The sequence below is a fragment of the Bacillus sp. JJ1521 genome (assembly GCF_036965165.1).
Classification (GTDB): Bacteria; Bacillota; Bacilli; order Bacillales; family Bacillaceae_L; genus Ferdinandcohnia.
Map to the genome: position 1 here is coordinate 2,466 of NZ_JBALOX010000177.1, position 12,880 is coordinate 15,345.

The 12,880-nt window shown below is 36.2% G+C and carries 18 protein-coding genes and 2 riboswitches; of the genes, 6 read left to right on the forward strand and 12 right to left on the reverse strand.

The window, feature by feature from the left end; genetic code table 11:
• Nucleotides 1-754, forward strand: a 754-nt coding sequence (locus V7147_RS20545; RefSeq protein WP_335369673.1) for a DUF2515 family protein, incomplete at its 5' end; no start/stop codon positions are given.
• Entirely contained in the window at nucleotides 681-1,136 is a 456-nt protein-coding gene (locus tag V7147_RS20550) for a CBO0543 family protein (RefSeq protein WP_335369674.1), read from the forward strand. The genes V7147_RS20545 and V7147_RS20550, both read left to right, overlap by 74 nt.
• Before the next feature lie 19 nt (nucleotides 1,137-1,155).
• On the opposite strand, the gene V7147_RS20555 is transcribed toward V7147_RS20550, so the two are convergent.
• From V7147_RS20555 to V7147_RS20570, 4 genes are all read right to left on the reverse strand, one after another.
• Complete coding sequence (locus V7147_RS20555) at nucleotides 1,156-1,314, reverse strand: hypothetical protein (RefSeq protein WP_335369675.1); 159 nt, start codon at nucleotides 1,312-1,314, stop codon at nucleotides 1,156-1,158.
• Nucleotides 1,315-1,329: 15 nt separating this feature from the next.
• The gene (locus V7147_RS20560) at nucleotides 1,330-1,776 is read right to left on the reverse strand and encodes a DUF5392 family protein (protein ID WP_335369676.1); all 447 of its coding nucleotides are present in this window, start codon (nucleotides 1,774-1,776) and stop codon (nucleotides 1,330-1,332) included.
• Nucleotides 1,777-2,062: 286 nt separating this feature from the next.
• Entirely contained in the window at nucleotides 2,063-2,542 is a 480-nt protein-coding gene (gene ybaK, locus V7147_RS20565; RefSeq protein ID WP_335369677.1) for a Cys-tRNA(Pro) deacylase, read from the reverse strand.
• A 73-nt stretch (nucleotides 2,543-2,615) separates the two neighbouring features.
• The gene (locus V7147_RS20570) at nucleotides 2,616-3,143 is read right to left on the reverse strand and encodes a YfiT family bacillithiol transferase (protein ID WP_335369678.1); all 528 of its coding nucleotides are present in this window, start codon (nucleotides 3,141-3,143) and stop codon (nucleotides 2,616-2,618) included.
• A 126-nt stretch (nucleotides 3,144-3,269) separates the two neighbouring features.
• Between V7147_RS20570 and V7147_RS20575 the strand changes: the two genes are divergently transcribed.
• Nucleotides 3,270-4,514 carry a TolB family protein gene (locus tag V7147_RS20575; protein WP_335369679.1) on the forward strand — a complete coding sequence of 415 codons (1,245 nt, stop codon included), beginning with the start codon at nucleotides 3,270-3,272 and terminating at the stop codon, nucleotides 4,512-4,514.
• A 23-nt stretch (nucleotides 4,515-4,537) separates the two neighbouring features.
• On the opposite strand, the gene V7147_RS20580 is transcribed toward V7147_RS20575, so the two are convergent.
• From V7147_RS20580 to V7147_RS20595, 4 genes are all read right to left on the reverse strand, one after another.
• On the reverse strand, nucleotides 4,538-4,933 hold the full coding sequence (locus V7147_RS20580; RefSeq protein ID WP_335369680.1) for a secondary thiamine-phosphate synthase enzyme YjbQ: 396 nt from the start codon (nucleotides 4,931-4,933) through the stop codon (nucleotides 4,538-4,540).
• A 24-nt stretch (nucleotides 4,934-4,957) separates the two neighbouring features.
• Nucleotides 4,958-5,161 carry a zinc ribbon domain-containing protein gene (locus V7147_RS20585; RefSeq protein WP_335369681.1) on the reverse strand — a complete coding sequence of 68 codons (204 nt, stop codon included), beginning with the start codon at nucleotides 5,159-5,161 and terminating at the stop codon, nucleotides 4,958-4,960.
• Between the two features lie 153 nt (nucleotides 5,162-5,314).
• Nucleotides 5,315-5,887: an ECF transporter S component gene (locus tag V7147_RS20590; protein ID WP_335369682.1), complete on the reverse strand. Its 573-nt coding sequence runs from the start codon at nucleotides 5,885-5,887 to the stop codon at nucleotides 5,315-5,317.
• A 162-nt stretch (nucleotides 5,888-6,049) separates the two neighbouring features.
• Nucleotides 6,050-6,187, reverse strand: a riboswitch (FMN riboswitch).
• A 117-nt stretch (nucleotides 6,188-6,304) separates the two neighbouring features.
• Nucleotides 6,305-7,306 (reverse strand): LLM class flavin-dependent oxidoreductase, encoded by a 1,002-nt coding sequence (locus V7147_RS20595; RefSeq protein ID WP_335369683.1) that lies wholly within the window; start codon nucleotides 7,304-7,306, stop codon nucleotides 6,305-6,307.
• Nucleotides 7,307-7,753: 447 nt separating this feature from the next.
• On the opposite strand from V7147_RS20595, the gene V7147_RS20600 reads away from it, so the two are divergent.
• On the forward strand, nucleotides 7,754-7,984 hold the full coding sequence (locus V7147_RS20600) for a hypothetical protein (protein ID WP_438824618.1): 231 nt from the start codon (nucleotides 7,754-7,756) through the stop codon (nucleotides 7,982-7,984).
• A gap of 25 nt (nucleotides 7,985-8,009) precedes the next feature.
• Nucleotides 8,010-8,372 (forward strand): DUF421 domain-containing protein, encoded by a 363-nt coding sequence (locus V7147_RS20605; protein ID WP_335369685.1) that lies wholly within the window; start codon nucleotides 8,010-8,012, stop codon nucleotides 8,370-8,372.
• 47 nt (nucleotides 8,373-8,419) lie between these two features.
• Here the strand turns inward: V7147_RS20605 and V7147_RS20610 are convergent, their stop codons facing one another.
• Nucleotides 8,420-8,956 carry a GNAT family N-acetyltransferase gene (locus V7147_RS20610; RefSeq protein WP_335369690.1) on the reverse strand — a complete coding sequence of 179 codons (537 nt, stop codon included), beginning with the start codon at nucleotides 8,954-8,956 and terminating at the stop codon, nucleotides 8,420-8,422.
• 121 nt (nucleotides 8,957-9,077) lie between these two features.
• On the opposite strand from V7147_RS20610, the gene V7147_RS20615 reads away from it, so the two are divergent.
• Entirely contained in the window at nucleotides 9,078-10,493 is a 1,416-nt protein-coding gene (locus tag V7147_RS20615) for a Na+/H+ antiporter NhaC family protein (protein WP_335369686.1), read from the forward strand.
• A 42-nt stretch (nucleotides 10,494-10,535) separates the two neighbouring features.
• On the opposite strand, the gene thiW is transcribed toward V7147_RS20615, so the two are convergent.
• The 3 genes from thiW to V7147_RS20630 all read right to left on the reverse strand — a co-directional run bounded on the left by thiW (nucleotide 10,536) and on the right by V7147_RS20630 (nucleotide 12,732).
• Nucleotides 10,536-11,039: an energy coupling factor transporter S component ThiW gene (gene thiW / locus V7147_RS20620; RefSeq protein ID WP_335369687.1), complete on the reverse strand. Its 504-nt coding sequence runs from the start codon at nucleotides 11,037-11,039 to the stop codon at nucleotides 10,536-10,538.
• A 22-nt stretch (nucleotides 11,040-11,061) separates the two neighbouring features.
• On the reverse strand, nucleotides 11,062-11,823 hold the full coding sequence (locus V7147_RS20625; protein ID WP_335369688.1) for a 3-oxoacyl-ACP reductase: 762 nt from the start codon (nucleotides 11,821-11,823) through the stop codon (nucleotides 11,062-11,064).
• 90 nt (nucleotides 11,824-11,913) lie between these two features.
• Nucleotides 11,914-12,020: riboswitch (TPP riboswitch) on the reverse strand.
• Nucleotides 12,021-12,069: 49 nt separating this feature from the next.
• Nucleotides 12,070-12,732, reverse strand: coding sequence for a DNA alkylation repair protein (locus V7147_RS20630; RefSeq protein WP_335369689.1), 663 nt, complete (start codon nucleotides 12,730-12,732; stop codon nucleotides 12,070-12,072).
• Nucleotides 12,733-12,880 lie beyond the last annotated feature (148 nt).

A 12,880-nucleotide genomic window follows, 5' to 3' on the forward strand; every position in this document is an offset into this window, starting at 1 on the left:
GTTTTTACTCTATGAGGCAAGCAAACTTTATCAGCAAAATTTATTTTACCTACTTCCCCACTTTCATGTTTCTGTTTTTATGGAGTCAGTATGGAATGATTTTTGGCTGAGCCAAGATACGTACACATTAACTGTTGCTCAAATTATTAATGAGCAAAGCTATCTTGAAGACCGAGTGATTTCAAATTCCCATTATAAAAAAGAAGTCCTTGATACATTGGAATTTAAACTTCAGGATTTTTTGGATTTAAATCATATATTATTTCCGTTTGAAGATAAAGGGAAGATTCATTTAATCGGGCAAACTCTCCATCAATTTAAAAGTGTTCGTGAACGAATTTTGCTAGGTAAACGCTTATACTCAATCTTATTTGCTGATAAAAAACGACTTAAATCGGTTGAAAACTGGGCAAAAAAAGTCCAACATACGGGTTCAAGAAAAGATTACTGGCCGCATATTTTTAATAATATAGATGAAGGACTACCTGGTTCCATATTAAAATCCCGTGTGAAATCTTGTGAACTTACAAAAGGTTCTCCAAGAATATACAGTCCAAGATTAGAGATGGCTTGGAAAAATAGAGAACATAAACCCGCCGAAATTAGGGATTGGTTCAAGAATTGGGAAATCATTTATTATCTTACACATGATAAAGAAAAAGTGGATGGAGAGATTCTACATGAATACTGTAAAACTCTTGAAAAATTCGAACTCGCAGCCATTGCCAAAAAAGCCATATCGATTTTGGATTAACCCAGGGCTTATCGTCACTATTTTACTTGGGACCTTAATTGGTACATATCTAGACCTGTTTTATGTTGGAAAGGGCTATTACTCTTTTCCAATGCGTCCGTTTCCTGATATTTTTTCGGTTCATGTTGGGTTTACCCTTGTCGGATTGCCTCTTATACTAGTTGTTTTTCTTCTTTTTTGTGACAAATTGAATTTCGTAGGAAAAATCGGTGCTGTACTACTCCTTGCGTCAATCATGACCTCTGGTGAAAAACTTTCCGAAGGGTTTGGCTGGTTTCTGCATGATCCAGAATGGAAGCATATATATTCACTTTTTGGATATACAATCTATCTATCATTATTGCTCATTGTCTATTCTTTTTTCAGCATGAAAAAAACCTGACTCGGGTCAGGTTTTCCAATTATGATCCTAGAGCAGGTTTGCTCCTTTTTTTACTAAGGGTTGCATTTACTCCTTGGCTTTGTAGCTGTAGAATGATTTGGTGAATCGTTTTTCTAGGCTTTGCTTTTTTTACAGGTTTTTCGTCTTTCGGCCTTGTATCGTAACTTGAGGTCTTCATTATCATAAAACTCCTTTATGAATAAAGATTTCGATTTTCTCTCAGTTTTTCCTCGTTTAGAAATTCGATAAAAAAGTGTAAAGCAAGCTTTGGTTGGTTTTTTAGACGTTCAATATAGTCTTGCTGTCGTCCTGATGTTAGCACATCACTCTTATTAATTCTTTCAATGATATATTCGGAAGAAATGGCTTCCATTTCCTTCTTCTTAAATTTTGCTTCCTTTGATAAAGCAAAACCGATTGCACCTATGAAGGCATAAATAAGAAGTGATGGAATTGCTTCATTTGTAAACGGCATGAAAAATAGGAAAAACAATAAATTAATAAGTGATATCGTGATTAATGGAAATGACCAGAACATGTATTTAGATGTCTTCATCATGATTGGAGCAATTTTTTTATGTAGTTGTTCAAGTTCCTTCGTAATAAAATTTGGCAAATTCTTCGTCGTAATAATATTCATACTAAACTCCCCTTTCTTTTTGTTGGATGAGAAAAGACCTATATCATTTTTGATATAGGTCTGAAAAAAGCAAAAAGGACCTATACCATGTGTTTGGTAAGGTCTTGCTAACAACGGTATAGTTGCCAACAAAGCCGAGAGATTGAATCTCTGTATTGACGACTTTGCTGTTAAAGCTACTCCCCTTAGGGTATCCAGTTATTTATTACATATATTTTAACATATAGATTGGGTTCTAACAACCCTTTAATCAACCAATTCCAATTGGAAAGGTAGGTGTAGTATTTTATTCCTTAATGATGTCAACAATTTTCCCATCTGTTGCAGCTATTAAATCAGCTACTTTTAGCTTGACCTGCATTCCAATTTTTCCAGCACTTACAATGATGCTATCTAAACTCGAAGCTTGCGTATCAATAAATGTAGGATATGCTTTTTTCATACCAATAGGAGAGCAACCACCTCTAATATATCCCGTGTGTTTTTGGATATCCTTTACGGGTATCATTTCGACTTTTTTAACTTCAGCAACTTTTGCGCACTTTTTAAGATCAAGCTCTTCTTCCACTGGAATTACAAGGACAAATATGGCTTTGTTGTTTCCTTGAGCGACTAATGTTTTATAAACGCTTTTTGCATCTAATCCTACCTTTTGGGCAACAGATACACCATCTATTTTTCCGTCATTGCTTTCATATGTATAGATCTCATATTGAATCTTTTTGGAATCTAAAATCCTTATGGCATTCGTCTTACCTTTTGCCATTGATTGGCCTCCTAATTTAATGGTTTTGTATGAACTAAACAAGAAAATCTGTGCAAACATTCGCAGCCAATCATTATCGATCCTGCCACCCATTATTTTTAATCAATTTAGTGATCTGTGCGAGATGGTGGTTTCCATGCCATGCACAAAAGCCTAAAAAGACGCCTAATTTCATTTCTCCACCTTCTGGGTGAATATAAGATAATTGGAAATCATCCATCGAAAAATTTTGTAAAACTGCGACCCAACGCTTGTGAACACCATCAATGATTGCTACTGATGCATCGACCGGTAAAGCCGAATCTGAAAGTTTAGCCCACTCCGCTTCATCATATGGTTTTATAACTGGAGTGTTTTCTGTAATAGCTAACTTAAAACGAATATATGAATTCATCGATGCATCTGCAATATGGTGAACAACCTGCCGAAGTGTCCATCCTCCATTGCGATAAGGGGTATCAAGCTGCTGATCTGTTAAATCCTTTACTGTTTTACTTACTTTTAATGGTAATGCCTCGATTTCTTTTTTCCAACTTGTTACTAATTCTTCTGTCAAACCTCCGTCAAATTGAAATTCACCTATCGGATATCGTTCATCCATCCTTGTTCCCCTCCTATATTTATTACTTAATCCTATTTTAACAAAAGATTGGGAAATTTTGTGTATACATATTCAAATGATTTTAGAAGGAGATTATGAAAAGAAGTAAAAAAAGGAGGACAAATAGTGAGTAAAATTTTCAAGATAGCCCTGAGCTTATTTTTATTGTGGCCAATCTCGGTTTCTGCTGAAAAACAGGCATTTGCTAAAGCGAGTTTTATTCGTGATGGTGACCTGTGGTTATTGGTTGGTGATGAAGAAACACAAATTACAACCTCAAAAAATGTGTACACAAAACCTTCCTGGTCGAGTGATGGAAAATGGCTCCTATACCAACTTTCAACACCTTCAGAATTTGAGAAAGACCAACAACAGTCGGAAGTATGGGTTTATAATGTAGAAACCCATAAAAAAAAGAAACTATTCTATGACGGCTATTCACCTACCTGGTCCCCAACAAAAAATGTGGTAGCATTTACTGCGGGTGGGATCCTAGATATCTCTGATTTTTCCCGATTCTATAATATTGCAACCGGTGTAAATGGCTATACTTGGCTACCAGACGGAAGTGGTTTCCTCTTATCATCCTCTGGGGTTTTGCAGCCAGACGGATGGACAAGTTCTGCACTTTATACGAAAAAGGTTGATGAAAATTACAATGATATTATCTTATTTGGTGGGGTTAAAAAGTTTTTTCAGCTACCCCGAGAAATTGGGACAACCGATAAGAATAAGTTGATTGCTGTAAATGCCGATCAATTTGAATTCTCACCAAGCAAAAAATGGATCTCGTTTATAGTTTCACCTACTGCCTCCTGGTCGATGGATAGTAATATGCTTTGTATAATTGATAGTGATGGGAATAACTTTGAAGTATTAGATGAAATTATCCTTGATATTGGAAAACCGAAATGGGCACCAAGCGAAGATACACTAGCGTTCATCGCGGGTGGCGGGAGAATTGTCGCAGGATTTAAAAATAAAGATTTAAAAGTTCGGGAAATGCCTGTCTCGGGTACTTATACTCCTAAAGATTTTGCGGATTTAGATTTCGACTGGATATCTAATGAATCTATTGTAACTTCACGTGTCCATGAACAAGAATGGACGAATGACTTTAGCAAGCAACCACGCCCATCATTATTTCAAATAGATTTATACAATAATAAACAATTAAAAATAACAAACCCTCCCAAAGGTTTCGGTGACTATAGCCCGCAATATGTTCCTTCTATTAAAAAATTGGTTTGGGTTCGGGGAACATCAATTATTGATCAAAAAAGAACATTATGGATGTCGAATCCTGACGGGACGAATTCAAAGGAATGGATTAAAAATGTGGATGAAATCGTTTTTTATCATAAAGAATAGGCGAATCTTTAAGGTTCGCCTATTTACACGATTCTTACATAAAAGGTACGAGTTCGAGGTCCATCAAATTCGCAAAAATAAATTCCTTGCCACGTACCCAAGAGTAAACGCGCATCATTGATAATGACATGTTGCGATGCACCGACAGTACTTGCCTTCATATGGGCAGCTGTGTTTCCTTCCATATGTCGGTCAAGTTCATGGCTCCAAGGATACACTTCATCAAACCGACGAATCATGTCACGCTTTACATCAGGGTCTGCATTTTCATTAATCGTAATCCCAGCTGTAGTATGGGGACAATAGATAATCACTGCTCCCCCTTTAATTCCACTTTCGTCAACAACTGTCTGGACTTTATCTGTTACATCTATCATTTGGTCGCGATTATTTGTTTGTATAGTAAACTTCCCCAGCATATTTTGTTTAGCTCCTTCGTCAAATTATCCAAAGAATAAATCGAGAATGTTTGATGCAGTCGAAGAATTCTTGTTATAAAATTCGGAGTACCCACAGTTCTTACAAAACACTACAGTAAAACGATTGTTTTGAATATCTAACATTTTTGTGATACCTGAACCTGTCATTGATACGTCCTTTGTTCCAGCATTCGTGCTTCCGCATTTAACACAGCCTTTACTCTCCATAAAATCTCCTCCAATTTTAGTTTCTAACATTATTATTTACGGATTTGTAGGAAAATAGTTTCAAAAAATTTAGTTTGTAAGAAATCTGTCTTTAAGGACTTTTTTTAAAACCAAAACAGGCACCCAAAGCTGGGTGCCTGCCTTTACAGATATCTATATTGATGCTTGTTTATTAATCCACGGATGTAAACGAGCATATAACAACATGAAGATTGTTGCTACAATCAATCCTTTTAGTAAGTTAAACGGAAGGATTGCGTAAACCACCATTTTGAGTGTGTCCGGTGAAGACATTGCCGGGATATTCAAGAAAAAGTTGAATGCCGGTAGGAAAACATAGTAATTAAGAACACTCATGATGATTGCCATCATCGCTGTACCGCCAATTAATCCAAGAGTTAAGCCTAATTTTGTTTTTAACAGTTTAAAAATGTAGTAGGTTGTTAGGACGAAAATAATCCCTGCTACAAAGTTAGAAGCATGACCGACTGGTACGCCTGTTTCACTGCCGGTGATGAAATAATCAATCATATTTTTGAATAATTCAACTAAGATACCGGCCATCGGTCCAAAAATTAATGCTGCTAGTAATGCTGGAACATCGCTAAAGTCGACGTTCAAAAAGCTTGGGAATGTTGGCAATGGAAAGTTGAAAAACATTAAAATGTACGAAATCGTACTCAACATTGCAATTGCCACAAACTGTCGTAAAGGTATTTTCTTCATTTTTCTTTTCTCTCCTCTTTTGCGATCCACTTCAAAAGAAGAAAGTTCAGCTCATTAGACATACCCAAATAAAAACCCCCAAGAATTAGCTTCTTGAGGGAGTTAATGTAAGGTACGCTTAATAAACGTTCAATTAACGAAAATTATTTGAACGCGCAGAACCTCCATCTTCTCCCATCCAGACTATACTGTCGGCTTTGGAATCGCACCAAATCCTGCCTTGCGGCTCGCGGGCTTAGNNGCTTAGAGAGTAATCTCATCACCGCCGGTCGGGATTTTCACCCAGCCCCGAAGATAGATCATTATTTAATTTCACCTTATTTTATCAAGATTAATGGAGGATGTGAAGTATTTTGCTTCAAATCGCCCAATTTTGTATAAAATGCACCCTGCTAGTCAGCAAGGTGCCATCATAACCTAGTTCTCATCGACTACTTCTTTTAAAATTTCATATGAACGCTTTTGTTTATCAGGATCATAAATGTAAGAAACAGCCATTAGTTCATCAACATTATATTTTTCTTGGAAGCTAGTTAATTGGCTTCGAATGGATTCTTTGTTTCCTAATAATGTAACACTTGACATGGAAGTCGCCATTTCTTTTTCTTGCTGATTCCAAATTGCATCCATATTGTCAACTGGAGGCTGTAATGGGTTTTGTGTACCTCGAACAATGTTTAAGAAAAATTGCTGCATGGTTGTGAGTTCTTTTCTAGCCTCTTCATCTGTTTCGGTTGCAATAACATTTAGGCAAACCATCATGTATGGTGAGCTTAAATAATCAGATGGCTCAAATCGATTTCGGTATATCGAGATAGCCTCTTCCATGAATCTAGGTGCAAAATGTGATGCAAATACATATGGAAGCCCTAATTTTGCAGCCAAATAAGCTGAATCTGTTGAAGATCCAAGAATGTATATAGGCACATTTGTTCCTACTCCTGGATAGGCTTTGACATAGCCCTGGCGCTCAATCGGTCCAAAGTATGTGAGTAACGCATTTACATCATTCGGGAAGGTGTAAACAGAGTCATTACTTGAGCGTCTTAATGCACTTGCTGTCATCATGTCAGTTCCAGGTGCTCGACCAAGCCCTAAATCAAGACGGTCTGGATAGATGGTGGCCATTGTTCCGAATTGTTCTGCCACTACTAGTGGTGAATGATTTGGGAGCATGATACCACCTGAACCTACTCTGATATTTTCTGTGTGCTCTAAAGTATGTTTAATTAAAATGGATGTGGCAGAACTAACTAATGTTGGTGAATTGTGATGTTCTGCAATCCAATATCGTGTGTATCCCATTTTTTCTGTAGCTTGGGCTAAGTCAACCATAGCATCAATTGCGTCTTTCTTTTTCTGTCCATTCCGAATTGGAGCAAGGTTTAGAACGGAGACGGGAATATTTATATTTTTCATTTGCATGGATCCTTTCTTCCATTTTACTTTATTACTATCTTACCAATTGAGAGAAAGGAAACAAACTTTCTTGCTTTTACGAAATATCTTATAAGAAATTTCGAACTATTGAAGGACTTATCAAAAAGAACATATTCGATCTGCTATTGAAAAAGATTCAGATACCCTACTTTCTTAGAGGTGCTACGCTTTCCTCCAATGCTTTTGTTAACTTTGGTAAGCCAGTTCATCTAATTCTTTAAGAAGAAAGTGTTTTATATTGAATTCTTTGTCAAAGATAGCAAAATTTAAATAGTAATAATGAATTAGGTACAAACTAATTGAGAAATTTTAGGTTAGGGTGGAGTAATTATGCATGTTTTCGCTTCTCAAGACCATGTCACTGCCATTGAATGGATACTCAGAGCAATTGTTGGCTTTGCATTTTTTGTAGTAGTAGCAAGAATTATGGGGCAACGGACAATTTCTCAGGTCGGTCTTCTCGATTTTGCGATTGTCCTAATTATCGGGAATATTATTGCCCACCCATTGTCAGATGAGAAACTAGGTTTATCAGGTTCGATGATTACGATGACTGTCATTCTAATCCTTTATTTATTTGGAATTTTATTAAGTTTGCGTTTCAATAAGATAAGAAAACTGTTTATCCCGGCCCCTATTCCNNATTCCACTTATTGAAAATGGTAACGTACTTTATAAAAATTTGAAAAAAGCAAGAATTTCCATCGATGATCTTCTTTCAGAATTACGAATAAACCATACAGAAAATATTCAGAAGGTTGCTTTAGCTTTTTGGGAGCCTAGTGGCTCAATTTCAATATTTTTAAAAAGTGAACACCAGCCGCTTACGCCGAGTTCCTTCAATAGACCTATTCAACCATTTCAATATCCTAAGACAATCATTAAGGAGAAAAAGATAGTCTATGATGAACTGAACCAGATTGGAAAAAGCGAAGATTGGCTTTTGAAAAAATTACAAACAACCTACAATCATGTCACACTTAATGAAATTTTACTTGGAACCATAGATGAAAACGAAAATGTTAAGATATTTCTTTATCAATAAAGAAAACTGTATGGAGTATACATTGTCAATTTTGATATTGTATACTCCTAAAATTTTGTTACATTCATCTTCCATATCATATGATCAAGACCCTCACCCCAGTAATCCTTTAATACAAAATCGGGACTACCAAATTTGTTCTTCCAGATTTTTTGCGAATTCTTATACCCACTATCCAAACAAAACTCCTTAATATCTTTATTTTTTAATGCTACATATATTGATTGTAATAGCAGATTTCCGATACCTTTCCCCTGATATTTTGGGTGAACAAAAACAGTACCTACTTCAATTAGATCACAAAATGCATTATTAGTACTTTTACAAATTAAACTACTTGCACGGCCATATTCGATTGTTCCAACAATTGTTTCGCCATAGGTGGCAATTAGGAAATACCGGCTCTGGCCGCCGCTGTCATAATCACTCTCTAAATAAATCTTTTTAGTTTCAATTTCCTCATCAATATCTTTTGTTAAATGACCTATCCCTTCTTTTTCAAAGGTGTCGACAATGACAGTGCTAAAAAAGAGATGAAGTTCATCCTTATCTTCAATTTTTGGTCTTCTAATATCTACATTTATCGCATAACCCCTCCCTTTTGTTTTTTTCTACATTACATTATACAAACTTACTAAAATACTCCTCTCCTTTATTGGTCATACTAACCAAATGAACATTTTTTATAGATCGGAGGACAAAAGCTTGGAACATTCATGGTTCTCACTGATTCCTTTTTTAATTGTAATTGGAATGGCGATTTGGTTGAAAGATATATTACCTGGACTGGTATTAGGGTTATTAGTTGGAGCGATTCTTGTTACTTCAGATGTTTTAGGTGGAACACAGCAATCGATTATATATATTGTGACAACTTTATCAGATCCAACCAATATTAGAATCGTAAGCTTTTTGTATGTATTTGGTGGTTTAGTTGGAATGATGAACATCTCTGGAGGTATTAAAGGATTTACGGAATGGATTGGGGAAAAGATTAGAAGTGAACGTGGTCTGTTAGGCTTAATTTGGCTCACCCTCCCTTTTACTTTTATGATGCCTATGTTTCGAATTATGATGATTGGTCCTATTATTAAACAACTCATTAAAAAAATGAACCTTTCAAAACAAAAGGTCGGCATGACATTAGATATTTCAACTGAATCAGTAATTGTACTTTTACCAGTTGCGACTGCTTTTGTTGGATTTATGGTTTCACTTGTTGAAGGTGGTATAAAAGGACTTGATTTGGGAATGTCTGCCTATCAAGTGTTTTTATTAAGTATTTTGTTTAATTTTTATGCGATTGTGATGCTTCTCATTGGAATTATTCAAACATTTTGGCCATCGAAAACGAAAAATAGGTCTGACAAAAATCATGATGAAGAAGAACATGAGCATGAATTTCACCGAATGGGAATAAAAAAAGAGCTTTCTCTAGTAAAGGCTCAGCCTTGGAATTTAATTGTTCCGGTATTTCTACTATTAGGATTGTCGCTTTATTTATTATGGGTGGATGGTAAATCACTCGGGGCTCAAACGGTTTTTGAAGCATTTTCGATGGCCGATGCAACCTTTGTGATGTTATTGGCGGTGTTCATTACACTTATTTTTACATTTGTCTTTTATGTAATTCGAAAACAAAAATTACATGAAATTATGTATCATTTTTACGATGGTGGTAATCAAATGATGCAGGCGATTAGCCTATTAATTCTTATATGGGCACTTACTTTATCAGCTGAGGAGCTCGGATTTTCTGCATTTATTAGTTCAAGCTTAGGTTCATTTCTACCTAGCTTTTTAACACCTGCGACCATTTTTCTAATCGGCTCTGTTGTTGGATATTTTATTGGTTCCTCGTGGGGAACTTGGGGGTTATTTATGCCGCTTGGAATTGCGCTAGCTTTATCAACTGGTGCGTCTATTCCATTAACCGTGGGTGCGGTTTTCGCTAGTGGTGCATTCGGAGCATTGACTTCACCACTTGGCGATACAACTATTACAACAGCATCGATTTTGAATATGGACCTAGTTGACTATGCACAATACAAATTAAGGGTTTCGGCGGTTGGTGGCGTTATTGCCATTGTATTATATATCGTTGGAGGTTTAATTATTTGAAAAAGACTAAACAGCAGTTCACATCTGTTTAGTCTTTTTCTTTTAGAAATTTCGTTCTTGATATGTTTTGAAAGCAGGGTTTTTTAATACGATTCCAACAATAATAAACCCAAAAATGGAACCTGCAATTGAACTAAAAATAAACGATGGTACGAAACCAAAAATGGCTGCATCCCTACCAAGTATGAGAGTCGCAATTGGGTAACAAGCCATCGCACCCAACAACCCTGTTCCGATAATTTCACCGGTCATCGCCATTGAGGCTTTCTTTGTCTTTGAATATAAAAATGCTGCTAAAAATGCGCCAATCATACTTCCGGGAAAGGCAAATAAGGAACCCGTTCCAAGCATGTTTCGAAGTAATGATACGGAAAATGCTTGAAGAATGGCATATGCAGGACCTAGGAGTACAGCAGACAATACATTAATAAAATGCTGCATTGGGAAAACCTTTGTGAATCCAATTGGTATTGCAAACAAGTGACTTGTAACCGTTCCAATCGCGACTAGCATCGCTGTAATTGTCATTTTTAATGTTTTACTCATCAGGAATCCTCCACTTAATGATTTAGTCCATTACTAATCCACCATCAACAACCAGGTTCTGCCCTGTTACTCCTTTACTCCAAGGTGAGGCAAAGAAAAGAACCGCATTTGCAACATCCTCTGGTGTCGTGACTTTTTGAAGTGGCGTAGAATCCTTTATTAATTTGAAAACCTCTTCGGAAGTTGCTGAACTCGCGTCAGTTGTTTGAAGCAAACCTCCTGAAATCATGTTCACATTAATGCCATATGCCCCAAGATCTTTTGCCATGTTTCGAGTAAACCCTAAAAGTGCAGCCTTGCTTGTGTTGTAATCATGATAAGCAACGACAGGGTTTTGAAAGAGATTCGTGCCTATTGTGACAATTCGACCAAAGCCTAGCTCTTTCATATCAGAAACCGCTGCTTGAGTTGTATGTAAAGCACCTCGGATTGCCCCTTCAAGCTGGGCGTGATAATCTGCCCAAGAAATATCTTCCGCGTTTTTTCTAGAGATTGGGTCGAAACGAAAATTAATTAAAGCATTATTTACAACTGTTGTTATTGGTTGATTAAAATGCTTCTTCGCTTCATAAAATAAGTTTTGTATTTGTTCACGATCCCTCACATCGGCATGAATCGCAAACGCATTTTCACCAATTTCTTCTTTTAGAAAATGAGCTTGTTCTTCACTTTTGAAATAATTAATCACTACTTTTGCTCCTTCATTTACAAAAGCTTTCACAATTTCCTTACCTAAACCACGTGCACCACCGGTAACAAGAACAACCTGATTCTGTAGTTTCATTCTAGTAGCCTCCTAATATAGTAAATAAGAAATACGCAAAAAAGCCAGACCCACATAAATGGACCTGGCTTTGGTAGCAAGAAAAAATGGAAGTTTTCCATTCTACTTTCCTCCGCCGGTATAACCCGGATCAGGTCCAAAGGGTTAAAAAACGACCGTTTTTCTCTCAGCCCAACCGGGCACCCCTAGTAGTTTGCGAATATTCTTTCTTTAAGCATAGTATGTTCTTACAAAAATGTAAAGGTATTAAATATATTTACTTCCCTCTCGAATACTTAGCTTCGGCAATGTTGTTTCATTTATGAATTGACGGACTGAATCTTGGTTGGTTTTTGAGTACTCTCTTAAGGCCCACCCGATTGCCTTTTGGATGAAAAATTCCTTACTATCTGCATTGGCTATTATATATTTGTATAGGATGGTTTCATTTGTTTCTTCTTTATATTTTAGTTGAAAGAGTATCGAAGAACGTTTAAGCCATAGGTTATCACCGGTTGCCCATTCTTCAATCTTTTCCTCTATAACTCTAGGTGTTTCTTTTGCAATTTTTCCTACTAAATGTGGGGCAAGTACATCAACTGTATCCCACCAAGATTTGGTGGAAATAAGATTTTCAATAATTGCCAAGTGGCTGACATTTATTTTCTCTATGGATTTGACTAAGTAGTCTTGTGCCGCATATTGATATTCACGCTCATCCTTCATCCACAATTGTTCTACAAACTCAAGATTAAGTTCCTGTTTTAAAATACCAGTTTCTCTATAGAATTTACTCGATAATTGTCTTCTTAATGGGGTTTTTATTCCAAGGAATGTGAACAGGTTTTTCATATATTTCTGCATTGGAACAGCGTTCTCAGGATTTCGATTTTCTTCAAATAATTTTACAAGATCGTTTAATTCGTTCATGACTTGCCCCTTACCACTCTTTTACTTTATTGTACTTCATTTCCTTTTTATAGCAAAATAAAAATACCATCTTTTCTATGTAATTACACTTAGGAAAAGATAGTATTTCGGTTTAATTATTTTACTGCATTTTAATAGGTGTTACGAC